This is a genomic window from Desulfovibrio sp. Huiquan2017, from assembly GCF_017351175.1.
In the GTDB taxonomy this organism is placed as follows: Bacteria; Desulfobacterota; Desulfovibrionia; order Desulfovibrionales; family Desulfovibrionaceae; genus Pseudodesulfovibrio.
The window spans coordinates 123,011-145,072 of record NZ_JAFMPN010000009.1; the positions used below are offsets into that span (position 1 = coordinate 123,011).

At 62.0% G+C, this 22,062-nt stretch carries 22 protein-coding genes; 8 read left to right on the forward strand and 14 right to left on the reverse strand.

Annotated elements, in window-relative coordinates:
- The first annotated feature begins 161 nt into the window (after window positions 1-161).
- Window positions 162-821, forward strand: a complete 660-nt coding sequence (locus tag J0909_RS09150) for an LOG family protein (RefSeq protein WP_207262245.1) — start codon at window positions 162-164, stop codon at window positions 819-821.
- Window positions 822-826: 5 nt separating this feature from the next.
- Window positions 827-1,729, forward strand: a complete 903-nt coding sequence (locus J0909_RS09155; protein ID WP_207262246.1) for a DMT family transporter — start codon at window positions 827-829, stop codon at window positions 1,727-1,729.
- 126 nt (window positions 1,730-1,855) lie between these two features.
- Here J0909_RS09155 and J0909_RS09160 read toward each other — a convergent pair whose 3' ends face one another.
- Both J0909_RS09160 and J0909_RS09165 read right to left on the reverse strand, forming a co-directional pair.
- Window positions 1,856-2,236, reverse strand: coding sequence for an OsmC family protein (locus J0909_RS09160; RefSeq protein ID WP_207262248.1), 381 nt, complete (start codon window positions 2,234-2,236; stop codon window positions 1,856-1,858).
- A gap of 111 nt (window positions 2,237-2,347) precedes the next feature.
- Window positions 2,348-3,826 carry a methyl-accepting chemotaxis protein gene (locus tag J0909_RS09165; protein ID WP_286181916.1) on the reverse strand — a complete coding sequence of 493 codons (1,479 nt, stop codon included), beginning with the start codon at window positions 3,824-3,826 and terminating at the stop codon, window positions 2,348-2,350.
- A gap of 76 nt (window positions 3,827-3,902) precedes the next feature.
- Here J0909_RS09165 and J0909_RS18390 point away from each other — a divergent pair, with 76 nt between their 5' ends.
- Window positions 3,903-4,049, forward strand: a complete 147-nt coding sequence (locus J0909_RS18390; protein WP_286181917.1) for a hypothetical protein — start codon at window positions 3,903-3,905, stop codon at window positions 4,047-4,049.
- A gap of 121 nt (window positions 4,050-4,170) precedes the next feature.
- Here the strand turns inward: J0909_RS18390 and J0909_RS09170 are convergent, their stop codons facing one another.
- The 5 genes from J0909_RS09170 to J0909_RS09190 all read right to left on the reverse strand — a co-directional run bounded on the left by J0909_RS09170 (window position 4,171) and on the right by J0909_RS09190 (window position 7,836).
- Window positions 4,171-4,866 (reverse strand): hypothetical protein, encoded by a 696-nt coding sequence (locus tag J0909_RS09170; RefSeq protein ID WP_207262251.1) that lies wholly within the window; start codon window positions 4,864-4,866, stop codon window positions 4,171-4,173.
- 197 nt (window positions 4,867-5,063) lie between these two features.
- On the reverse strand, window positions 5,064-5,306 hold the full coding sequence (locus J0909_RS09175) for a hypothetical protein (RefSeq protein WP_207262252.1): 243 nt from the start codon (window positions 5,304-5,306) through the stop codon (window positions 5,064-5,066).
- A gap of 2 nt (window positions 5,307-5,308) precedes the next feature.
- Window positions 5,309-6,838: a 2,3-bisphosphoglycerate-independent phosphoglycerate mutase gene (gpmI, locus tag J0909_RS09180; RefSeq protein WP_207262253.1), complete on the reverse strand. Its 1,530-nt coding sequence runs from the start codon at window positions 6,836-6,838 to the stop codon at window positions 5,309-5,311.
- 4 nt (window positions 6,839-6,842) lie between these two features.
- Entirely contained in the window at window positions 6,843-7,217 is a 375-nt protein-coding gene (rsfS, locus tag J0909_RS09185) for a ribosome silencing factor (RefSeq protein ID WP_207262254.1), read from the reverse strand.
- Between the two features lie 31 nt (window positions 7,218-7,248).
- Window positions 7,249-7,836 (reverse strand): nitroreductase family protein, encoded by a 588-nt coding sequence (locus J0909_RS09190; protein WP_207262255.1) that lies wholly within the window; start codon window positions 7,834-7,836, stop codon window positions 7,249-7,251.
- A 325-nt stretch (window positions 7,837-8,161) separates the two neighbouring features.
- Here J0909_RS09190 and J0909_RS09195 point away from each other — a divergent pair, with 325 nt between their 5' ends.
- Both J0909_RS09195 and J0909_RS09200 read left to right on the forward strand, forming a co-directional pair.
- The gene (locus tag J0909_RS09195) at window positions 8,162-9,466 is read left to right on the forward strand and encodes a phenylacetate--CoA ligase family protein (RefSeq protein ID WP_207262256.1); all 1,305 of its coding nucleotides are present in this window, start codon (window positions 8,162-8,164) and stop codon (window positions 9,464-9,466) included.
- A gap of 22 nt (window positions 9,467-9,488) precedes the next feature.
- Complete coding sequence (locus J0909_RS09200; RefSeq protein WP_207262258.1) at window positions 9,489-9,920, forward strand: ACT domain-containing protein; 432 nt, start codon at window positions 9,489-9,491, stop codon at window positions 9,918-9,920.
- Window positions 9,921-9,995: 75 nt separating this feature from the next.
- Here J0909_RS09200 and J0909_RS09205 read toward each other — a convergent pair whose 3' ends face one another.
- Window positions 9,996-10,760 carry a substrate-binding periplasmic protein gene (locus J0909_RS09205; RefSeq protein WP_207262259.1) on the reverse strand — a complete coding sequence of 255 codons (765 nt, stop codon included), beginning with the start codon at window positions 10,758-10,760 and terminating at the stop codon, window positions 9,996-9,998.
- Between the two features lie 643 nt (window positions 10,761-11,403).
- Here J0909_RS09205 and J0909_RS09210 point away from each other — a divergent pair.
- The gene (locus tag J0909_RS09210; RefSeq protein ID WP_207262261.1) at window positions 11,404-11,748 is read left to right on the forward strand and encodes an Hpt domain-containing protein; all 345 of its coding nucleotides are present in this window, start codon (window positions 11,404-11,406) and stop codon (window positions 11,746-11,748) included.
- 71 nt (window positions 11,749-11,819) lie between these two features.
- On the opposite strand, the gene J0909_RS09215 is transcribed toward J0909_RS09210, so the two are convergent.
- The gene (locus J0909_RS09215) at window positions 11,820-13,172 is read right to left on the reverse strand and encodes an MATE family efflux transporter (RefSeq protein ID WP_353616753.1); all 1,353 of its coding nucleotides are present in this window, start codon (window positions 13,170-13,172) and stop codon (window positions 11,820-11,822) included.
- Window positions 13,173-13,279: 107 nt separating this feature from the next.
- On the opposite strand from J0909_RS09215, the gene cls reads away from it, so the two are divergent.
- Complete coding sequence (cls, locus tag J0909_RS09220; RefSeq protein ID WP_286181918.1) at window positions 13,280-14,713, forward strand: cardiolipin synthase; 1,434 nt, start codon at window positions 13,280-13,282, stop codon at window positions 14,711-14,713.
- A 148-nt stretch (window positions 14,714-14,861) separates the two neighbouring features.
- Here cls and dapB read toward each other — a convergent pair whose 3' ends face one another.
- The 4 genes from dapB to uvrB are packed head-to-tail and all read right to left on the reverse strand — an operon-like array spanning window position 14,862 to window position 20,803.
- On the reverse strand, window positions 14,862-15,641 hold the full coding sequence (dapB, locus tag J0909_RS09225) for a 4-hydroxy-tetrahydrodipicolinate reductase (protein ID WP_207262263.1): 780 nt from the start codon (window positions 15,639-15,641) through the stop codon (window positions 14,862-14,864).
- Window positions 15,642-15,675: 34 nt separating this feature from the next.
- The gene (gene ligA, locus J0909_RS09230; RefSeq protein ID WP_207262264.1) at window positions 15,676-17,730 is read right to left on the reverse strand and encodes an NAD-dependent DNA ligase LigA; all 2,055 of its coding nucleotides are present in this window, start codon (window positions 17,728-17,730) and stop codon (window positions 15,676-15,678) included.
- Window positions 17,731-17,752: 22 nt separating this feature from the next.
- The gene (locus J0909_RS09235) at window positions 17,753-18,763 is read right to left on the reverse strand and encodes a potassium channel family protein (protein ID WP_207262265.1); all 1,011 of its coding nucleotides are present in this window, start codon (window positions 18,761-18,763) and stop codon (window positions 17,753-17,755) included.
- 27 nt (window positions 18,764-18,790) lie between these two features.
- Entirely contained in the window at window positions 18,791-20,803 is a 2,013-nt protein-coding gene (uvrB, locus tag J0909_RS09240; protein WP_207262266.1) for an excinuclease ABC subunit UvrB, read from the reverse strand.
- Window positions 20,804-20,889: 86 nt separating this feature from the next.
- Here uvrB and J0909_RS09245 point away from each other — a divergent pair, with 86 nt between their 5' ends.
- Entirely contained in the window at window positions 20,890-21,363 is a 474-nt protein-coding gene (locus J0909_RS09245; RefSeq protein WP_207262267.1) for a hypothetical protein, read from the forward strand.
- Window positions 21,364-21,369: 6 nt separating this feature from the next.
- Here J0909_RS09245 and aat read toward each other — a convergent pair whose 3' ends face one another.
- Window positions 21,370-22,062, reverse strand: a complete 693-nt coding sequence (aat, locus tag J0909_RS09250) for a leucyl/phenylalanyl-tRNA--protein transferase (protein ID WP_207262268.1) — start codon at window positions 22,060-22,062, stop codon at window positions 21,370-21,372.

Below are 22,062 nucleotides of genomic sequence, written 5' to 3' on the forward strand. Positions count from 1 at the left end.
TCGCATTGGCGTTCCGGGCGGAAGGCAAGCTAAAATCCCCTTCCGAACGGAACAAAATCAGTGTAATGAAGCATCCAGCGGAATCCTGCATCCGCCGCTTCGACTACATGCCCCATAAACCGTGCTCAGGCAACCTTTGCCATGGGAGCACAGGAGAACCAATGATACATCGATCCAAGCAATATCTCATCGACGATCTGTCCATCCACGAATCCTGGCGGCTCTTCAAGATCATGTCCGAAATCGTCGACGGGTTTGAAAACCTGTCCGAAATCGGCCCCGCCGTATCCGTGTTCGGCTCGGCCCGGGTCCAGCCGGGCGAACCGCTCTACCAGAAGACCGAGCAACTGTCCAAGGCCTTGTCCCAGGCCGGATTTTCGGTCATCACGGGCGGCGGCCCCGGCCTCATGGAAGCGGGCAACAAGGGGGCCTTCGAAAACGACGGCGAATCCATCGGCCTGCACATCCATTTGCCCATGGAACAAAAGAACAACCAGTACCTGAACATCAAGAGCGAATTCCGCTACTTTTTCATCCGCAAGCTCATGTTCATCAAGTACGCCCTGGCCTACGTAGCCCTGCCCGGCGGCTACGGCACCCTGGACGAGCTGTCCGAAGCCCTGGTGCTCATCCAGACCCACCGCATCAAGCCGTTCCCCATCGTGCTCTTCGGCTCCGAATACTGGGCCGGGCTCATCGAGTGGTTCCGCACCCAGATGGTCACCAACGGCTTCTGCAAGGCCGAAGATCTCGACCTGTTCATGGTCACCGACGACGTGGACGAGGTGGTCAGCCACATCCGCAAACACGTCATCGTCTAGCCAACGTGACCAACAGCAAAAAAGCCCTGCTCTACGGCCTGGCCACGGTGTCCATCTGGTCCACCGTGGCCTCGGCCTTCAAAATCGCTCTGCGCGACCTGGCCCCACTGCAACTCCTGCTCTGCGCCTGCGCCGTCTCCATCGCGGCCCTGACCGGCATCCTGCTCGTCCAGGGAAAACTCGGCGAATTGACGAGGCTGGGACGAAGGGAGACCGTGCGCTGCGCCCTGCTCGGCGCGCTCAATCCGTGCCTCTATTACACCATCCTGTTCAAGGCCTACGACCTTTTGCCCGCTCAGGAGGCCCAGCCCATCAACTACACCTGGGCCGTGACCCTGTCGTTGCTGTCCGTGCCCCTGCTCGGCCAGAAGCTGGCCCGCAAGGATCTGGGAGCCATCCTCCTCAGCTACCTCGGCGTGGTGGTCATATCCACCCGGGGCGACCTGCTCGGGATGCACTTCTCCAGCCTGCCGGGCGTGGCCTTGGCCCTGGCCAGCACGGTCATCTGGGCCCTGTACTGGATATTCAACACCAAGAGCCGGGCCAATCCCATGGCCGGACTGCTCCTGAGCTTCCTGACCGGCTTCCCGCTGATCCTGGCGGCCACCCTGCTCTTTTCCGAACTGCCGACCCCGGCCATCGGCCCGCTCCTGGCCGCCGCCTACGTGGGGCTCTTCGAGATGGGCATAACCTTCGCCCTCTGGCTCACGGCCATGAAGTACGCGGCCGGACCCGACGGCGGCGGCACCGCCCGGGTAGCCAACCTGATTTTTCTCTCCCCCTTCCTCTCCCTAGTCTTCATCCACTTCCTTGTGGGCGAAACCATCCACCCCGCCACCGTGGCGGGCCTGGCCTTCATCCTCGCGGGCAACGCCCTGATGCAATACGCCCCGAAAAAACGCGCTTGAAGCCTCGGCAGGGAAAAGGCAACAAAATACATCCCGAAACGAAAACGGCACGCGAAACATCGCGTGCCGTTCACTGTCGCCGTTCTTCCCGCCCTCGCCGGAAATGCCGGGCGGACCATATGTGGCTTATTCCGCCTTCAGCTCAAAGGATACGGGCTTGGCCAGCAGGCCGTGGATGGGGCAGCCTTTGAGGGCTGCGAGCAGGCGCTTCCTGTCCCGATCGCTCAAGCCCTCGGGCAGTTCGACACTGTACTCGAAGACCGAGCCGGCATCGCCCGGCTTAAGGGTGACCGAGGTCTCCACGGAATCCAGCTCGATGCCGTGGGACTGGGCGAAAACACGCAGGGTAATGTTCAGGCATCCGGCCAGGGAAGCCTCCAGCAGGGCAAAGGGCGTAAACCCTGCGTCCCGACCACCTTTGCCCGCGGGGGCGTCGCACAGCCCCACATGTTCGCCGTCAGTAAATTCAGTAAGATAATCAGTTTGTTCGCTCTTCGTTGTGATCATGATTGTACCTCTTTACGGCAATTGATTGAACGTGAATGCGCTGACATGCAGACCACAGTTCCACCTTTTTTGCAATGCGACAGACCGAATGCGCCGCCCCCGAAATCCGGGCTAGGCGGAAACGCTGACGTCCGCCGCGATGACGCCGAGCACATTCCCGTCCCGGTCGAAATAGGGGCCGGACACGGTAATGCACTCCCGGCCCGAGGCCGAGGAGATATAGACGTCGGAAATCCGGAAGGTCCGGGTTTCGGCCACCCCCCGGAACCAGGGCCGTTCGCTCCAGTCCGAGCCAAAGGCCGACGGGTCCTCGGCGAAGCCGGAGACCTTGCCGCCGATGTTGCTGACCGTCTGCTTGCCGTGGGCATCGGTGATGTACAGGAGTTCCAGGAAGTCGTTCCGCCTGAGGACGTCGCGCATGGCCCGTTCCTTCTGTTCGCGCCGCCCGGACCGGACGGCTTCGGATACGGCCATGGCCTCGATGATCTCCTGGACCCGGCCGCTGCCCACCAGGCGAAACACGCCGGTCATTACGGCCAAGTCCTCCACACGCAGGGACAACTCGCCTACGGCCCCCGCGGCCTCGGCCATGCCCTGGTCCGTGTCCGACGAAATGCCATGGACCGCAGAAATGGTGCGGGTGACCTCCTCGCTGGCCACCGACTGTTGGCTCGCGGCCGCGGCGATGGCCCCGATGCGCCCGGCACTGGCCCCGGAGCGAGTGACGATCTCCTCCAGGGCGGAACCGGACTCCCGGGCCAGCCCGGCGGCTTCGTCGGCCAACCCGGCCATGCCCTTGACCTCGTCGATGGTCCGGGACACCTGGGCCTGAATGCCCTTGATGGCCACGCCCACGTCGCGGGTGGCGTCCACGGTCTTCTCGGCCAGCTTGCGCACCTCGTCGGCGACCACGGCGAAGCCCCGCCCGGCCTCGCCCGCCCGAGCCGCCTCGATGGCCGCGTTGAGGGCCAGGAGATTGGTCTGGTCCGCAATATCGGAGATAACGCCCATGATCGCGCCGACCCCTTCGGCCTGGGAGCCGAGCCCGGCCACGTTCTCGACCAGGGATTGGGAATTTTGCGAAACCGTCCCGATGGAGTCTATGGTCCGGGATACGACCCGGGAACCGGATTCGGCCCGCTCCATGACCGTATCCGCGTCCGAGGCGGCCGCCGACGCGCCGGCCGCGGTCTCACGCACGGCCGCGTTTATCTCCTCCATGGCCGAGGCGGCTTCGGCGATCAGCCGCTGTTGCTCGGCCGCGCCATCCCGGGCCTTGCCCGAGGCCACGCCCAGGGTGGCTGAATGGTCGCGGATGGCCTGCACCGAATGTTCCAGGGTTTCGGCGGCGGACAACAGCCCCTCGCAACGGGCGGCTTCGCCCTGCTTGCGCGCCTGGGCCGCCTGGGCCAGGGCTTCCCGCACGCGGGCCTCGGCCTCTTTGGCTACATTTTCGCTCTTTTCGGCCCGGGCTGCCAACTCGCCGATGTAGTTCACAATCTTTTTCAACTGCCCGGCCATTCTGCCAAAATTGTCACCCTTGCCCTCGGGCACGTCCAGCGGGAAAACGCCCTCGGCGATGCGCGCCAAGGCCCTTTCCAACACGCTATATTTCTTATGAATCACCTTTAATGTCAGCAGGATGCCGACCCCGCAGGCAACCGCCATGAGCAGGACCCAAACAGCCGTTCCCCAGGCCGAGTCCGGCAAGAATCCTGACAGAATTGTCACCTCGCCGCCCGCCGCCCGGGCCGGGCCGGACGGAACCAAGAGACCACAGGAAAACGAAATAACCGCCAATGCCGCCAAATAGATACCTTTTTTCTGCATTCTTCCTCTTTTTCCCCGATGCGAAGCGTAATGGGACAACGGCGAAGAGAAGCAAAAGACGGGCCACAAAGCGGCATGAAGGCGAGGGTTCCGAAAACGGCCCGCTACCGGAAGGAGAAAGAATTCAGGATATCGGTCAGCTTCGCCCAGCACGCCTCTTGGGAGAACTCCCGCTTTTCCCCGGGGGAATACATCCCGATGTCGGTATAACTCACGGAGAGCCGGATCTCGTAGCGCCGCCCGCGATGAACGGTCCAATATTCCCGCATCTCCAGCCGATGGCCGACCGCGGCGTCCGACAAGGTTGCGCTCTTGAAGCGAAGACCGTTGACGACCACGTCGCGGACTCCCTGCTCCGTTCCACACAACAGATCTCCGTCGAAACGGGCGCAATCCGCCTCCCGCGTCTCGGCCGGTCTGCTCCCGACCACAATGCATGCGCTGCCGAAATTGGTGCCTTCAAACTCCTGGCCGGAATAGCAGCCGCCAAGCCGCATCTCGCCGTCGTCCAGGGGGAAATAACGCATGGGAGCCAAGGCGTTCGGGTCGGTGGTGACGGTAAAGTCGGAGGGGAATGCTATGGTGAAGGAGTTCGCCGCATCCTGGTAAACCTCGGTTTCCGCCGCTTCCGGACAGCCTTCCGGGGCCGCCGTGACAGGACCGGCGGCGAGAACTGCGACAAGAACCAGCAACGCCCATGCAACGCCCCGGGCTATGCGCCCGGCTCCCCTTTGAGACCGATGCGCTTCGAGTTGACGGCAAACAGTCTCGTCATCCGAAATCCGCCGCAATACGCTCAAGAACCTATCATGCATCCTTTCATCCTCCGACGCCTGCAAGGCCGGCGTCCTTTGCCTTGGGTGTGTATAAAAAAACGGAAACCTTTGCTCCAACTTCCTGAAAGAAAAAATCCCCTACGACGAGATGATCGTAGGGGATTCCGTCATCCCGTCAACCGCGATTGCGGCCCGCAGGCCCGACGGTCGGTACGCCCGGACTAAAGGAAGTCCGGGTCGATGCCCGCCTTGCCCCCGGCCAATATGAGCTTGAAGTAACGAATGGTCCGGTCGTCCACGGGCACGATGGGAAAGTTCTCGCGGCAGGCGTCGCACTGGGCCATGGCGGGCCGGGACGGCGCGATGAGCGGAACCTCCCGACCGCAGTGCGGGCAGGGGTAAATGAAGATCATCTCCATGGCCGCGGGCTTGACCGGGTCCTGTGGTTTCTTGCTGTCGGCCATGATTATCCCTCTCGTACCAGATTTTTGCCGGTCATTCCGGCGGGCGGTTCCATACCCCACAAACCGATGATGGTCGGGGCGATGTCGCCGAGAATACCCTCGTCGAGGACCGCGCCCTCGCGGCCGTTCTCGATGAGGACCAGGGGCACCGGGTTAGTGGAATGAGCCGTGTGCGGTGCACCGTCGTCATCGAGCATCCGTTCGGCGTTGCCGTGATCGGCGGTCATGAGCACACGGCCGCCGCTTCCGAGCACCGCGTCCACGATGCGGCCCACGCAGCCGTCCACGGCCACGCACGCCTTTTCGGCGGCCTCCATGATGCCCGTGTGGCCGACCATGTCCAGATTGGCCAGGTTGCAGACGCACAGATCATACTCGCCCCACTTGGCGATCAGGGTGTCGGCGACCTCGTCGGCGCTCATCTGCGGCTTGAGGTCGTAAGTGGCCACCTCGCGCGGAGATGGAATCATGATCCGGTCTTCGCCGGGGAACGGTTCCTCTCGCCCGCAATTGAGGAAATAGGTCACGTGGGCGTACTTCTCGGTCTCGGCGATGCGCAGTTGCTTCATGCCGTGGCTTGATGCGAACTCGCCCAGGGTGCCCACGTAGTCCTCGGGCGGAAAGGCCGTGTCCATGGGGAAGGTCGACTCGTACCGGGTCATGGTCGCGAAGTCGGCCGGGACAGGTACGTGAGGACGTTCAAATTCATCAAAATCCTTGTCGAAGATGGCTCGACTGATCTCCCGGGCGCGATCCGCGCGGAAGTTGAAGAAGAACAGGCCGTCGCCGTCCTGAATGCGTCCGTCCACCCCCGCGACCACGCTCGGCTTGACGAACTCGTCGAACTCGCCTTCGGCATAACGCGTCTCGATGGCCTTGATCGGGTCGTCGATGACGATGCCCTGCCCATCCACCAGGGCCCGATAGGCCTTTTCCACACGCTCGAACCGCTTGTCGCGGTCCATGGCCCAAAATCGGCCGGACAGGGTGGCCACCTTGCCCAGACCGAGGTCGGCGAGCTTGGCCTGAAGGGTGCGCATGTAGGCCAACCCGCCCTTCTGGGCCGTGTCACGGCCATCCATGAAGACGTGGACGTAGACCTCGGGCACCCCTTCCGCCTTGGCCATGTCCAGCAGGGCGAACAGATGGCGCAGATGCGAGTGGACCCCGCCGTCCGAGAGCAATCCCATGAGGTGCAGCCGCCCGGAACCGGCCTTGGTCTTGTCCATGAGCGTATTGAGGGCAGGATTTCTGAAAAAGGAACCGTCCTCCACGGCCATGTCGATTCGGGTCATGTCCTGGTAGATGACGCGCCCGCCGCCGATGTTCATGTGCCCCACCTCGGAGTTGCCCATAAAGCCGTCGGGCAGCCCCACGGCGCGGCCGGAACAGGTCAGGCGAGTGGAGGGATAGTCGGCCAGGAACCGGTCCAGGTTCGGCGTGGCGGCGTTGCGCACGCAATTGCCCGCGCCCGCCGGGGCGATGCCCCATCCGTCCAGTATCAACAACAGAGTCTTCTTGGGTTCGGCCATGTCCTTATGCCTCAAACTCCACGCGGGGAGCCTCGGTCCACATGCCTTCGATGTTGTAGAATTCCCTGAGTTCGTCCAGGAACACATGGACCAGGACGTCGTTCAGGTCGATCAGGACCCACTCCCCGGTCTTCTGGCCCTCCATGCTCAGGAATTCCAGATTCTCCTCGGCGGCCTTGTCCAGGATGTGATTGGCCAGGGCCTGGGCGTGCTTCACGCCGCGCGCCGAGACCACCAGGATCATGTCCGTGACCGAGCTCAGGCCCGACACGTCGATGATGGTAATCCGTTCACCCTGCTTGTCGTCGAGCCATCGGGCCACGTTACGGGCCTTTTCGACGCTCGCCATTTCAGCGAATTTCTTCTCTTTATTAAGCAATGTCTATCCTTGTGTTTGCCGTGATACGGCATCAATCCTCGGGGAACCGGCCCACCAGGATCTCGTCGAGCCCCCGCTTGGGCACGTGGTGCTTACCGTCCTCGCCGGTCCAATACTTGATACTGCCGTCCGAGGGAAGCGGTTCTACGACAACTTCCTGGGCCGGAACGCCCAAGGCCAGGACCATGAGGATCTCATAGCGATCCGGCAAGTCGAAAATCTCGGCCAGCCGGGTGCGGTTGACCGTGGCGATAATGCAGCCGCCGTATCCCTTGTCCACGGCCCCGAGCATGAGGCTCTGGCAGGCGATGCCATGGTCGCAGCCAGGGGAATCCGCCAGTGTCTTGTCCAGCAGCATGATGACGTATCCGGTGGGCCGCTCGCCCTCGGCCGGGCCCTTCCAGTCCTTGAGGTAGCCGGCCCAACCCAGGAGCGGAAAGATTTCCGCGCACTGCGCCGGATCGGCGGTAACGATATACTTGAGCGGCTGCAGGTTCCTCCCCGAGGGCATGAACCGGACCAGGTCCACCAGCTCCGCCAAATCCGCCGCGCTCACCGGGCGGGATTCGTCGAACTTGCGCCGCGACCGGTTGCGCTCCATCAATTCCTTGAATGTCATAGTCACTCCAATGTCTATTGTTAACCTCCGATTGTGTAATGCACTTTGGACGGGTCCGCAACAACGGCGACCCCGGCGGCAACCGGGCGCGGACCGCCCCCCGGGGCACAAATCCCTTGACGCAACGCGGGACATGGGGCACTGTTCGGTCTATGCAACAATTCCTATTTGCGCGCTTTTTCTGGTTTACGGGCTCCTTGTAGGAGGCTCGTGGCTTTTGGAGTGGCGCAAGGAAGGCGCTAAAGCGGACCACGGGCTCTCAGGACCCGTGGTTTTTTATATGTACACCATGGCCGATAACAGGCCGCCCAAGGAGGATGAAGGGATGATCTACGACGTGAAGAACGAGACCCTGCCCAGGGACGAAATGGAAGCGCTCCAACTGCGCAGACTTAAGTCGCTGTGCGAACGGGTCTACGCCAACGTCCCGTTCTACAAGAAAAAATTTGATGAAAAGGGGGTCAAACCCCAAGATATCAAAACCCTGAAGGACGTCACCCTGCTGCCCTTCACCGTCAAGCAGGATCTCCGTGACCAATACCCCTTCGGCATGTTCGCCGTGCCCAAGGATCAGATCGTCCGCATCCACTCCTCCTCCGGCACCACCGGTACGGCCACCGTGGTCGGCTACACCAAGCGCGACATCGACAATTGGGGAGAGCTCGTGGCCCGCTGCATGATGGCCGCGGGCGCATCCGCCGCCGACACGGTCCACAACGCCTATGGCTACGGCCTGTTCACGGGCGGCCTGGGCGCGCACTACGGGGCCGAGGCCTTGGGCGCCACCGTGGTTCCCATGTCCGGCGGCTCCACCCGCAGGCAGGTCACCCTGCTCAAGGATTTCGCCCCGGACGTCATCTGCTGCACGCCCTCATACGCCCTGTTCCTGGCCGAAACCGGCCTGGAGATGGGCATCGACATCCGGGACCTGCCCCTGCGCATCGGCATCTTCGGAGCCGAGCCGTGGACCAACGAGATGCGCGCAGAGATCGAAAAGAAGCTCGGCATCACGGCCATCGACATCTATGGCCTGTCCGAGGTCATGGGCCCCGGCGTGGCCATCGAATGCGCCGCCGCCCAGGACGGCCTGCACATTCAGGAGGATCACTTCCTGGCCGAGACCATCGACCCGGTCACCGGCGACCCTGTCGGCCCGGGCGAGGAAGGCGAGTTGGTCTTCACCACGCTGACCAAGGAAGGCATCCCGCTCATCCGCTACCGCACCCGCGACCTGACCACCCTGAACTACACGCCGTGCAAGTGCGGCCGCACCACCGCCCGCATGAAGCGCGTGACCGGCCGGTCCGACGACATGCTCATCATCCGGGGCGTCAACGTCTTCCCGTCCCAGATCGAATCCATCCTCATCGACACCGAGGGGCTGACGCCGCACTACCAGTTGATCGTTGAGCGCCAGGGCAACCTCGACACCCTGGAAGTCCGGGTGGAGGTCAACGAGTCCCTGTTCTCCGACGAGATCAAGAGTTTACAGCGTGTGGAATCGAAGGTAATGAAGAACATTAAGGAATTCCTCGGCGTCACCGCCAAGGTCAAACTGGTCGAACCCAAGAGCATCGAACGGTCTCTGGGCAAGGCCAAACGCATCATCGACAACCGTCACAAGGATTAGCCCCTAAGCCAAGGAGAACACCATGAAAGTCGATCAACTCTCCATATTTCTGGAAAACCGGGCCGGACGTCTGGCCGAAGTCACCCGCATCCTGTCCGAGGCGGGGGTGAATATCCGCGCCTTGTCCCTGGCCGACACCTCGGACTTCGGCATCCTGCGCCTGATCGTGTCCGACTTCGAGAAGGCCAAAACCAAACTGAAGGAAGCGGGCTTCACCGTAGGCCGCACCTCGGTGGTGGCCGTGGAGGTCAACGACCAGCCGGGCGGCCTGAACGCCATCCTGAGCATGCTTCAAGAGGCGGGCATCAACGTGGAGTACATGTACGCCTTCGTCCAGCAGTCCGGCGACTCGGCCATTCTCATCTTCCGCTTCGACCGCACGGACCAGGGCATCGAGCTGCTTCGCAAGAACAACATCAACATCATCCCCGGCGACAAGCTCTACACCATGTAGCGCTTCCGCAACCAAGCGAAAAAAAGGGTGAAGGCATGACGCCTCCACCCTTTTTTCGGTCCAGACCAGGGAGGATCAATAGCGTTCCATGATCCGCTTGTAGACGCCGCGCTCCTGGTTGGCCCGAATGCGCTCGTTGACCTCGGGCAGGCGGGCCTCCCAGCCCGGATGGCGGTTGAAGGCGAAGCGCAGCTCCGTGCGGCCGAGCGGCCTGGAGGCGAAATGAAAGTCTTTCATGGACAGCTCCGAGGATTTGTTGATGATCCAACGCACCGTAAATTGGTCGAACAGGGCCACGTCCACCCGGCCCGCCTTGAGCATGCGCAACAGGACCATATCACTGTTCACGTCATAGCGAACCGCCTCGCCGCTCCTGAACAACGGTTCGACCTCGGGGTATCTGTAGAATTTGATGCAGCCGATGACCAGACCGTGCAAGTCGGCCGGACTGTTGTACTCCACCACCCGGTTCCGCCGGGACAGCAGCACGGTCTGCAAGGTCAGCACGGGCTCGCTCCACAGATAGAGATCGGCGTCCTCCATCCATTCCCGGCACTCCAGACGGGTGTAAACCCCGCTCCCCGATACCCGCAAGACGCTTCGCGAAGCCGGGACCATCTGCACGAGCGTCCCGACGCCTTCGGGCATGGAGACCCGGAAGATGTCCAGGGCCGCCCCCTTGGGCTCCCCGTTGACGACCATCTCGAAGGGGGGCCACCCCCTGGTGAACAGAGCGAAGGTGACGGCGTCGCGGGCCAGAGCCGAGCGCACCTGGAACGCCATGGCCAGAACCAACGAAAAAACCGTTACCCAAAGCAGCCTATGGATCACTGCGAACAACCGAACCTCCCTCGCCGAACGACTCGGCATGCTCTGTGAATAAAAATCATTATCCCAAAGGAGCATGCGAATAAACCGGAACTGAGAGGAATTTCTGCTCTCTCCACACATTATCCACAGGTTGCACAAAAAAGAACATCCTGAGGCAGAGGCTGTGAAAAACAACCCCAAACCAAGGTGAAAGGCCTTTCCCCGGCAGGCCCGCCTGGGCAACGCCAATCCGGCGACAACACGTATCCACAGTATCCGCCCTGATTTTTTCCGGAAACGGACAGCCAGCCCCTGGGACCGGAACCGCCAGCGGTCGCCCAGGGGCGCCTTCCCCTTTTCCGAGGGCCCCTCACCCCACATCCGTGCGGTCGGTCGAACGTACCGATCCGTCAGAGGCGAATTCCTTCATAAAACGTATCTTCTCGGTTTTCTCGATAAAAATATCGTCACTATGCGCGGCAATACCATCCATTCTCCGACCATACCCCGTTTTTCATGGCCATGGCAGCCGCCCCCCCCCCAACCCGCCCGCCCCCTCGGGCGGACCGACGACCTCATTTCCTTTGCAAAGGTATTGCCGAAAGCGACCCGCCGAAGTATATGAGTAGAACCCGATAGGCAAAATCGGGATTCTTTCAAGGCGGTGCATAGGGTGGAAAAGGAAATAGTAGACAGCAAGTTTCTGGAATCCATGGCGGATCGTCGTCCGTTCATGAAGCGGATGTTCACCGTGTTCATCTCCCAGGAACCCAAAAGGATCCAGCACATCAAAGACGCGCTGATCTCAGGGGACGTGGAGATGCTGCGCCATCTGGCCCACTCCCTCAAAGGCGGTGCGGCCACCATCGGCGTGGAACGGGTGCGCGAATGTTGCCTGCAACTGGAGAACGCCTGCAAGTCTGGAGACTTGAACTCGGCCATGGCCCTCATGGACCAGCTCGAAGAAGAGATGCGCCAGGCCTACAAATTCATGTTCAATTACCTGGCCGAACAATAACTCGGTCCGAACGCGCCGTTTCCGGGCCCGTCGGCATGACCGGCGGGCTTTTTTTGCGTCCGCCGCCCGCTCTATCCCTTCAGCGGCGCCTCGCCCACGCCGGGCCAGATGCGCACCAGACCGAACCCGGCCCGGATAAACGCCCACAGGGCCGTGGCCAGCCAGATATAGACCAACACGGGTTGCAGCCGGAACATTTCCACGCCCAGAACGCACGCCACGCCTACGGCCGAGGCCGCCAGCATGCTGTTGCGCAGATAGGCGAAATCCCCCGTACCCCAGTGGATGCCGTCCGTGGCGAAGGACAAGGAGCCGACGGGCTGGGACAGGGCGACCACAAGCCAGGCAGGCCCGAAGGCCGCATGGGCTGCCGAAGGCACCAGCAGCCAGGCCACGAAGTCGGTACCGAGCAGCATGGCCAGGCATAGGAACATACCCGTGCCGAAGCTCCACCAACAGACCAATCGGGCCACCGAACGCGCCTGGGGCCGGTCGCTCGCCCCCAGGAAATAGCCCACCAGGCTCTGGCCGGTTATGGCGAAGGCGTCGAGAAACAAGGCCGAAAAGAGGAAGAACTGCCGGATGGCCTGGAAGGCCGCGCCCTGGTCAGCGCCGAATCGGTTGGCCACACGGGTGCACAGAGCAAGAAAGACCAGCACCGCCCCGGTGCGCAGAAACAGGTCGCCGCCCACGCGCATGAGGCGGGCCAGCCCCGCGCCGCGCATGTGCCAGGTCAGTCCCAGGGTGCGGGCTACCGCGATCAGACACCAGAACGCCCCGATCCACTGGCTGACCGTGCTGGCGATAGCCGCGCCGGCCACGCCCATGGCCGGGAACGAGCCGTGCCCGAAGATAAGCAGCCAGTCCAGGACCACGTTGACCAGATTGATGCCCACGGCGACGTAGAGCGGCGTGTGCATGTCCTGAGCGCCGCGCAGCCCGCCGAAACAGGCCAGGGTGACCAGCACGGCGGGCGCGCCCAGCAGGCGATACAACATGTATTCGCAGGCAAAGTCGTTGACCACTCCCTCGGCCCCGAACACGGCCGCGATGAACGGCAGGAACCAAATGGACGCGGCCAGCAAAACCAGCCCGATCCCGCCCGCCAGCAGACAGGCCAGGGAAACCACTTTGACCGCCCGTTCGTCGTCGCCCCGGCCCACGCCGTGCGCCACCTCGGTCTGGGTGGCGACGCCCAGAAACGTGAAGGCCCAGAAGATGGCCGAAAAGGCCATGGTGCCCACCCCCAGCGCGGCCACGGGCTCGGAACCGGGCAACCGGGCCACAAAGGCCGTGTCGGCCAACCCGGTCAACGGCTCGGCCACCAAAGAAAAGAGCACGGGCACGGCCATACGGAAAAGCGTCCGATTGGGCCGGTCCAGAAAAGGATGTCGCTTCGGTTCTGTCGGGTTGTCCTGCACCACGTATTCTCCTGACCGGAAACCCAGAACACATCCGCCGAACAAATACAAGCAATGCTTTCCCTTCCCATCGCTTTTTGATAGTACTGATTGCTATGGAATCCATGGAAATGTCTTTTCTTCTCGGGCTGGCCAGCCTGTTCTATACAGTCATGGAGATCACGGGCATCATCACGGCCATCATCGCCGTACGCGAAACCCGCACCCCGCAGGGCGCCGTAGCCTGGGCCATCTCCCTGGTCACCTTCCCGATCTTCTCTCTGCCGCTCTATTGGATATTCGGCCGGTCCAAATTCCACGGCTACGTGGACGCCATGCGCACCGGCCGGGCCGAATTCCAGCGGCGCATCGACAAGCACCACCACGTGCCGCCCGTCACCCCGCTGTCCGAGCGTCTTTCCCCCCACTCGCCGCACACGGTCTTCGAGACCCTGGCCGAATCACCGTTTCTCGGCGGCAACGACATGGAACTGCTGGTCAACGGCCCGGCCACCTTCAAGGCCATCTTCGCCGCCATCGAGCAGGCCGAGCGCTACGTGCTCATCCAGTTCTACATCGTCCGCGACGACGACCTGGGCAAGGAGCTCGGGGAACTGCTCCTGCGCAAGGTCCGCCAGGGCGTCAGCATCCGTTTCCTCTACGACGAACTCGGCAGCTACTCGACCCCGGCCGCTTATTGGGAGACCCTGCGCGCCGCGGGCATCGAAGCCTTTCCCTTCCACACCACGCGCGGCCCGGGCAACCGCTTCCAGCTCAACTTCCGCAACCACCGCAAGATTGTAGTCGTCGACGGCCACACCGCTTTCATCGGCGGGCACAACGTGGGCACCGAGTATCTTGGCGGCAAGGACAACGGCTATGGCGGCTGGCGCGACACCCATGCCCGGATCAGCGGTCCGGCCGTACTGCCCATCCAGGTCTGCTTCGGCAAGGACTGGTACTGGGCCACCAGCGAGATCCCGGACCTCGACCTGACCATGCCCGCCAAGCGGGGCACGGCCGAGGTCCTGGCCCTGCCCACGGGCCCGGTGGACACCCTGGAGAACTGCTCGATCATGTTCATCCAGGCCATTGCCTCGGCCAAGAAACGGTTCTGGATCGCCAGCCCCTATTTCGTGCCCGACACCTCGGTCATGAAGGCCCTTCAGATGGCCTCCATGCGCGGGGTGGACGTGCGCATCATGCTCCCGCGCAAGCCCGACCACATGCTCGTCTACCTGGCCGGGTTCGCCTGCCTCAAGGAGTTGTCCCGGCCCGGCATACGAGTCTTCCGCTACGATGACGGATTTCTGCACCAAAAGGTCTTCCTGGCGGACGACACCCTGGCCGGGGTAGGCACGGCCAACCTCGACAACCGCTCCTTCCGGCTCAATTTCGAAATCACCATGCTCATCGAGGACCAGGACTTCTGCAAGAGCATCGAGGCGATGTTCCTCGACGACTTCCACCATTGCGTTGAAACCGGACTCGACGAATACGACAAGAAAAACATTCTTCACCAGACCATCATTCGCTTCGCCCGCCTCCTCTCGCCCATTTTGTAGGGGGAAAGGAAGGCCCGCCGGAGAAGGATTCATCCGAGCTCCGCCGCAAAGCGGCTTTCCGCATCCGATCTTTCCTTTCAAAAAACAGGCCCATAAAAAAAGGGAGCCCTGAACGGGACTCCCTTTGCTTGCCTCGATGCCGTTCGGCCTAGAAGATGTCGGCCATGGAATAAAGCTTGCCGGGCTTCTGGCCGACCAGCCATTTGGCGGCACGCAGGGCACCGGCGGCGAAGGTCTCGCGGGAATGGGCACGGTGGGTGACTTCAATGCGCTCGCCGGGGCCGAAGAAGAACATGGTATGTTCGCCGACCACGTCGCCGCCGCGCAGGGTCTGGACGCCGATTTCCTTCTTGGGGCGCTCGCCGATGATGCCGTCGCGGCAATGCTTCTTGACGTCGTCGTAGTTCCAGCCACGCGCCTCGGCCAAAACCTGAGCCAGTTTGAGGGCAGTGCCGCTGGGGGAATCCTTTTTCATCTTGTGATGGGTCTCGACGAGCTCGATATCGTAGCTCTCACCCAGGGCCTGGACGAGCAAAGGCATGATCTTGAGCAGGACGTTGATGCCCACGGACATATTCGGCGCCCAGAAAAGCGGAACCTGCTTGGCGGACTCGGCCAGTTCGGCCTGTTGCTCGGGGCTCAACCCGGTGGTGCCGATGACGGCGGGGTTACCGTGTTTGGCGGCGGTTTTGGCCATGGCCACGGACGACTCCGGAGCCGTAAAGTCGATGATCACCGCGCCCGGGACCTTGGGCAGCAGATCCTCCAGGCAGTCGGCAACCTCACAGTCCTCATACCGCATGCCGTCCGTATTGCCCTTGCGTTCGCACGCACCCACCAAATTCAATTCCCCGTCGGCCAGAGTCTGATTGACCAACATGTTGCCCATGCGGCCCTTGGCCCCCAGGATAACGATGTCCACAGTCATAAAGACGCTCCTTTCGATAAAAAAGTTCGTATGGTTAAAAGTCCAGAAGGGACTTTGGCCTTTTTGCGGTCTTGCCTCCGAGTAATGCCTTGAAGGCATCGAAGTCAATGACTTCCAGGCCCAAGGCCTCGGCCTTGCCTACCTTGGACCCGGCCTTTTCGCCCGCCACCACGTAGTCCACCTTCTTGGAGATGGACTTGACCGATACACCGCCACGCGCCTCGACCATGGCCTGGGCCTCGTCGCGGGAGACGGGCAAGGTCCCGGTGAAAATGAACACCTTCCCCGCCAAAGGGAACTCCTCGGACGGCTCCTCGACCGGCGTGCCGCCCTCGGGCCAGACGCCCAGATCACGGAAGCGGTCGATCATCTCGCGATTGGCGGCGTCCACCCGGAAATCCAGGATGGACTCGGCCATCTTCTCGCCCACGCCCTCCAATTCAATGAGGTCGTCCAGGGAGGCCCCGAAGAGTTCGTCGAGGTCCTTGAACCGGGCGGCCAGGGTGCGGGCGGCCTGCTCGCCGATATGGCGGATGCCCAATCCGGCGATGAGCCGCCAGAGCGGGGCCCCGTCCTTGGCCTTCTCGATGGCCTTGAGAAAATTTTCCGCCGATTTGTCGCCCATGCCCCCATATTTGAGCAGGTCGGTCTTCTTCAAGGTGAAGAGGTCGGCGGCGGTATTCAAGACACCGTCCTCGGCCAGCTTGCGGACCCACATCTTGCCCACGCCCTCCATGTCCATGCCCGCCTTGGACACGAAATGGACAAGCCGCTGCACGGTCTTGGCCGGACAGGCGGGATTGGTGCAGACCACCCGTTCTCCATCCTCCACGGCCGTGCTCTCGCAGACCGGACAGACCATGGGAAAGACGAAGGAAACGGCATTTTCCGGGCGCTGTTCCAGGTCGGCGGACAGGACCTGCGGAATGACGTCGCCCGCCCGCTGGATGAGCACCGTGTCCCCGACGCGCAGGTCGCGCTCCGCGATGTATCCCTTGTTGTGCAGGGTGGCGTTGGACACGACCACCCCGGCCAGCTCCACGGGTTCGAGCTCGGCCACCGGAGTGAGCACGCCGGTGCGGCCCACCTGAATGCGGATGGCGTTGAGCCGGGTCTTGGTCTGATGAGCGGGGAACTTGAGGGCCAGGGCCCAGCGCGGGGCGCGGGCAGTATATCCCAGCGCCTCCTGCATCTCGCGGTCATTGACCTTGGCGACCATGCCGTCGATCTCGAAGGGCAGCGTGGCCCGGATATCCCCCAGCTTCTGGAAATAGTCGGCCACTTCCTTGGCCGAGGTACACAGCTTGACGTCGGGCGGAATGGCAAAGCCGAGATCGTGCAGCCCTTCCATGAGCTCCTGCTGGGTGGCCCAGTCAGCGCTCCTTCCCGCCCACTGCACCCGGCCCACGCCATAGGCCATGAAGCGCAAAGGCCGCAAGGCCGCCACTTTGGGATCGAGCTGGCGGATGGTTCCGGCGGCCGCGTTGCGCGGGTTGGCGAATATTTTTTCGCCCTTCTCCTCCTGACGGGCGTTGAGGGCCGCGAAATCCTTGTTGGCCATGACCACTTCGCCGCGGACTTCGAGAAGTTCGGGCACGTCATCGCCGCGCAAGGTCAGGGGCAGGTTCATGACCGTGCGCATGTTGGCGGTCACGTCCTCGCCCACCAAACCGTCGCCGCGCGTGGCCGCGCGCACGTACCGCCCGTTCTCGTAAATGACTTCCAGGGCCAGGCCATCCATCTTGGGATCGGCCCAATAAGCCACATCGGGCCGCCCCACGCCCTTGGCCACGCGCTCGTGAAAGGCGTACCAGGCGTCCAGGTCCATGGCGTTGTCCAGGGAATAAAGGCGTAGCGCGTGCTCGTATGGAGTGAACCCCTCTGCCGGTTCGCCGCCTACTCGCCGGGTGGGCGAGTTGGGGTCGTCCAGCTCCGGGTACGCGGCCTCCAGTGCAGCCAGTTCGCGGAACAGGGTGTCGAACTCCTGGTCCGAGATCTCGGGATCGTCCAGGACGTAATAACGGTGATTGTGGTAGTCGATTTTTTCGCGCAGAAATGCAGCGCGCTCGGCAACGCTCTCAGGAACCATGAATTTTTCCACCTGGATATAATTACAGAATTTCTTTGATTTCAGTCAGATCGGTCTTCTTGCCGACGGCCAACAAGGTGTCGTTGGCCTGGATGACTTCCTTGGGGCCGGGGTTGAAGACCATCTGCCCGGATTCTTTTTTGATGGCGATGATGATCAAATTGTAGTTGGCCCTGATTTTGGATTCAATGAGGTCCTTGTTGACCAGTTCAGACCCGGGCGACACGTCCAGTTCCTCCATCTGGAGGTCGAGACTGCCGCGCACGGCCAATTCTACAAAGTTGGTCACCGTGGGCCTGAGGACGCTTTGGGCCATGCGCAGGCCGCCGATGAAATGCGGCAGGACCACACGGTCCGCCCCGGCCAATTCCAGGCGGGAGATGTGGGACTTGTCCCCGGCCCGGGCCACGATGGTAATCGTGGGGTTGAGCTGGCGGGCGGTCAAGGTGACGTAGACGTTGGCCGCCTCGCTGGTCACGGCCGAGATGAGGGACTTGGCATAGGGCAGCCCCGCGCTGATGAGCACGGCGTCGCTGGTGGCGTCGCCCTCGATGCACAGGATGCCCTCCTGCTCCATCTTGTCGATGAGGGCCGGATCGTTCTCAATGACCACCACATCATGGCCGTCGGCCATGATCTCCTGGACCACGATGCTGCCGATGCGGCCATGGCCGCAGACAATGAAATGGTTTCTCAACTTGCTGATCATCTTCATCATCCTATGCTTACCCCACAAGATTTGCAGTCGCCCGTCAATGAGCACCTGGGCAAAGGCGCCCGCGATGTAAACGAAACCGCCCACGCCGAGCATGATCAGGAAGGCTGTGAAAACCCGCCCTTCCGGGGAGAGCTGGTTGACCTCCATGAAGCCCACGGTGGAGAGGGTAATAACCACCATGTAAAAAGCACTGGCCAGGTCCCAATGCTCGTAGATCATGTAGAAGCCGATGCCGAGCAGAAAGATGACGCAAAGGTAGGTCACGCCGAGCAGGATGCTCCAGAAGGAGCCCAACCGGGCGCGCAACCGCAACATCCGTCGATGGAAATCACCTCTCATCCCTTACCCCAATTCCAGCATGCGCTCGCGGATGCGGGCGATGCGATCCCTGAGTTTCGCCGCCCGTTCGAATTCCAGTTCCTTGGCAGCCTCACGCATCTCACGTTCCAGCTGTTTGACGGTCCGGTTCAGGGTTTTCTGATCAGCGCCGTAGTCCACCCCGTCCTCGGCGGCCATGGCCACGGTCCCTCCGTGGTCGTCGCGCCCTCCGTGCCCCCCGAGTTCCTCGAAAAAGTTGTCCATCTTCTTGCGGATGGTGGTCGGCGTAATGCCGTGCTCCAGGTTGTAGGCCTCCTGCTTCTCCCGTCGGCGCTCGGTCTCGCCCATGGCCGCGGCCATGGAGTCGGTAATCTTGTCCGCATAGAGGATGACCCGCCCTTCCACGTTGCGGGCGGCCCGCCCGAAGGTCTGAATGAGCGAGCGTGCGGAACGGAGAAAACCCTCCTTGTCGCCGTCCAGGATGGCCACCAGAGAGACCTCGGGGATATCCAACCCCTCGCGCAGGAGGTTAATGCCCACCAGGACGAAGAACTCGCCTTCCCGGAGCGCCTTGATGATGGCCATGCGCTCCAGGGTGTCGATGTCGGAGTGCAAATACCTGGACTGCACGCCCATCTGATTCAGATAGTCATTCAGGTCCTCGGCCATGCGCTTGGTCAGCGTGGTCACCAAAACCCGTTCGTTCTTCGACTGTCTTTTCTTACATTCCGCCAGCAGATCGTCAATCTGTCCCTGGGTCTTCCGCACCTCGATCTGCGGATCGAGAAGCCCCGTGGGCCGAATAATCTGTTCCACCACCACGCCTTGAGCCAAATCCAGTTCCAGCGGGCCGGGCGTGGCCGAGACGTAGACCGCCTGATGGATACGCTCCTGGAATTCCTCGTAATTGAGCGGCCGGTTGTCCAGGGCCGAAGGCAGGCGGAAGCCGAAATCCGCCAAGGTGGTCTTGCGTGAACGGTCGCCCCGGTACATGCCGCCCACCTGGGGCAGGGCAATGTGCGACTCGTCCACAAACAGGATGAAGTCGTCCGGAAAATAGTCAAGCAGGGTCGAGGGAGGCTGGCCTTCCACCCGGCCGTCCAGGTGGCGCGAGTAATTCTCGATGCCGTTACAATAGCCCAACTCCTCGATGGTTTCGAGATCGTACTGGGTACGTTGCTCCAGGCGTTGCGCCTCGACCAGCTTGCCCGCTCGTTTGAAATAGGCCAGCCGGGACTGCAACTCGTTGCGGATGTCGTTGATGGCCCGGTCCACGTTGTCGCGATCGGACACGAAGTGCGAACCGGGATAGATAACCGTCTTGCGCAGCCGATCCTTGACTTCGCCGGTCAGCGGGTCGGTCTCGGTAATGGAGTCGATCTCGTCGCCGAAAAACTCGATGCGCAACGCCTTCTCCCGGCTGTAGGCCGGAATGATCTCGACCACGTCGCCGCGCACTCGAAAACTGCTGCGGTGGAAATCGTAGTCATTGCGCTCATAATGGATTTCCACCAGCCTCCCGAGCAGGGACTCCATGGCCATGGTCTGGCCTTCCTCCACGGGAATGACCATCTTGGCGTAGAAATCGGGCGATCCCAATCCGTAGATACACGACACCGAGGCCACCAGGAGCACGTCCCGACGCGTCAGCAGCGCGTGGGTGGCCGAATGGCGCATCTTGTCGATGTCATCGTTGATGGACGAATCCTTCTCGATGTACACATCCGAGTGCGGCATGTAGGCTTCCGGCTGGTAGTAATCGTAATAACTAACGAAATACTCCACGGCATTGTGCGGGAACAGCCCCCGGAACTCGGTATAGAGCTGAGCGGCCAGAGTCTTGTTCGGGGCCAGGATCAGGGCCGGGCGGTTGAGTTGGGCCACCACGTTGGCCATGGTGAAGGTCTTGCCTGTGCCCGTGGCGCCGAGCAGGACCTGATCGCGCACGCCGCCGTTCAGCCCGGCGATGAGTTCGGCCACGGCCCGGGGCTGGTCGCCCTTGAGCGTATATTCGCTGACGAGTTCGAAATCCGGCATTCTTTTTTACACCCAGGCTTGAATCGGCCCGTTAAAACACGTACATATCAAGATATACCCTGCAACCGAGATTCGGAGTCAGAGCTATGGATATCACCATCAATACTCCCACCTGTCCCCTGCCCTTTGAGCGGGCCTACTCCCTGTCCATGATCATCAGGAGCTTCAGGGGGAGGCGTGACGTCGAGGTCCACCTGTTCCGCGCCCGCTGGCCCCGCGAAGAGGAATCGGCGGACTTCACCGGCCTGCTGGAGCACGACTCCGCCTCGGGGAGCGATTCCCCGGAAAGCCGGGCGGTCGTCCTGGAGTCCTTCACGGCGGACGAACGCGATCTCATCGTCAATTACCTGAAACAACAGTACTCCACAAGGCTTACAGCCATCCGGTCCAACCCTCTGGCCTTCCCGGTTCCGACCGGACTGGCAGGGTTTACCGAGATCCAACCGGGCAAGGACGCCGGGTTCGTCGAGTTCGAAAAAATCCCGAGTTATCCCCTGGACTTCCCCCTCAAGGGATATTTCGACCTGAACCGGCACCTTCCCCTGGCCGACGAAAACTGAGCCGGCTCACGGTTGGTCGGCAAAACGCCACACTCCCTCGCGGGTGGGCGCGTCCAGGCCCTCGCGGAGCATGGTCATGAAGCGGAACCGCTGGAACTCCCGCGCGCCGAAGCGCAGGAGATGGCGGGTAGTCTGCTGGCAGTCGATGAGGGTGAACCCCCACTTCCGCAATTGCCGCACGAACACGGCAAAGGCCGCCTTGGAGGCGTCCGGCACGTTGTGGAACATGGACTCGCCGTAAAAAATCGAGCCCAGTGATACGCCGTATAGTCCGCCCACCAAGTCGCCCTCCTGCCACGCCTCCACACTGTGCGCGTAGCCCAGCCGATGCAACAGGATGTACGCCTCGATCATGTCGTCCACAATCCAGGTGCCCTCCTGCTCCGGACGCGAACAGCAGGCGCACCGCCGGATGACCGCTTCAAAATGGGTATCCAAGGTAAAGGTGAAAATGCCCTTGTTGAGCACGCGACGCAGACTGCGCGGCACGTGCAACTCCTCGGGAAGGAGCGCCAGCCTCGGATTGGTGGACCACCACAGGATGGGAGAGTTCTCAGCGTACCAGGGAAAGATGCCGTTGGCATAGGCCGCGAGCAACCGCTGAGGGGAGAGATCACCGCCCACGGCGAGCAGTCCGTCCGGATCGGCCTCTTCCGGGTCGGGAAATATGGGTTCTTCAAACAGGCGGTAGATGGTCAT

Bases quoted from the DNA above. Each gene is read 5' to 3' on its own strand.
- cls (WP_286181918.1), top strand. From the start codon at position 13,280: ATGTCTTTTCTTCTCGGGCTGGCCAGCCTGTTCTATACAGTCATGGAG.
- J0909_RS09190 (WP_207262255.1), bottom strand. From the start codon at position 7,836: ATGACATTCAAGGAATTGATGGAGCGCAACCGGTCGCGGCGCAAGTTC.
- uvrB (WP_207262266.1), bottom strand. From the start codon at position 20,803: ATGCCGGATTTCGAACTCGTCAGCGAATATACGCTCAAGGGCGACCAG.
- J0909_RS18390 (WP_286181917.1), top strand. From the start codon at position 3,903: ATGAGCAGGACCCAAACAGCCGTTCCCCAGGCCGAGTCCGGCAAGAAT.
- J0909_RS09235 (WP_207262265.1), bottom strand. From the start codon at position 18,763: ATGTTGCGGTTGCGCGCCCGGTTGGGCTCCTTCTGGAGCATCCTGCTC.
- J0909_RS09200 (WP_207262258.1), top strand. From the start codon at position 9,489: ATGAAAGTCGATCAACTCTCCATATTTCTGGAAAACCGGGCCGGACGT.
- J0909_RS09195 (WP_207262256.1), top strand. From the start codon at position 8,162: ATGATCTACGACGTGAAGAACGAGACCCTGCCCAGGGACGAAATGGAA.
- ligA (WP_207262264.1), bottom strand. From the start codon at position 17,730: ATGGTTCCTGAGAGCGTTGCCGAGCGCGCTGCATTTCTGCGCGAAAAA.
- J0909_RS09150 (WP_207262245.1), top strand. From the start codon at position 162: ATGATACATCGATCCAAGCAATATCTCATCGACGATCTGTCCATCCAC.
- J0909_RS09160 (WP_207262248.1), bottom strand. From the start codon at position 2,236: ATGATCACAACGAAGAGCGAACAAACTGATTATCTTACTGAATTTACT.
- gpmI (WP_207262253.1), bottom strand. From the start codon at position 6,838: ATGGCCGAACCCAAGAAGACTCTGTTGTTGATACTGGACGGATGGGGC.
- aat (WP_207262268.1), bottom strand. From the start codon at position 22,062: ATGACCATCTACCGCCTGTTTGAAGAACCCATATTTCCCGACCCGGAA.
- J0909_RS09175 (WP_207262252.1), bottom strand. From the start codon at position 5,306: ATGGCCGACAGCAAGAAACCACAGGACCCGGTCAAGCCCGCGGCCATG.
- dapB (WP_207262263.1), bottom strand. From the start codon at position 15,641: ATGACTGTGGACATCGTTATCCTGGGGGCCAAGGGCCGCATGGGCAAC.
- J0909_RS09245 (WP_207262267.1), top strand. From the start codon at position 20,890: ATGGATATCACCATCAATACTCCCACCTGTCCCCTGCCCTTTGAGCGG.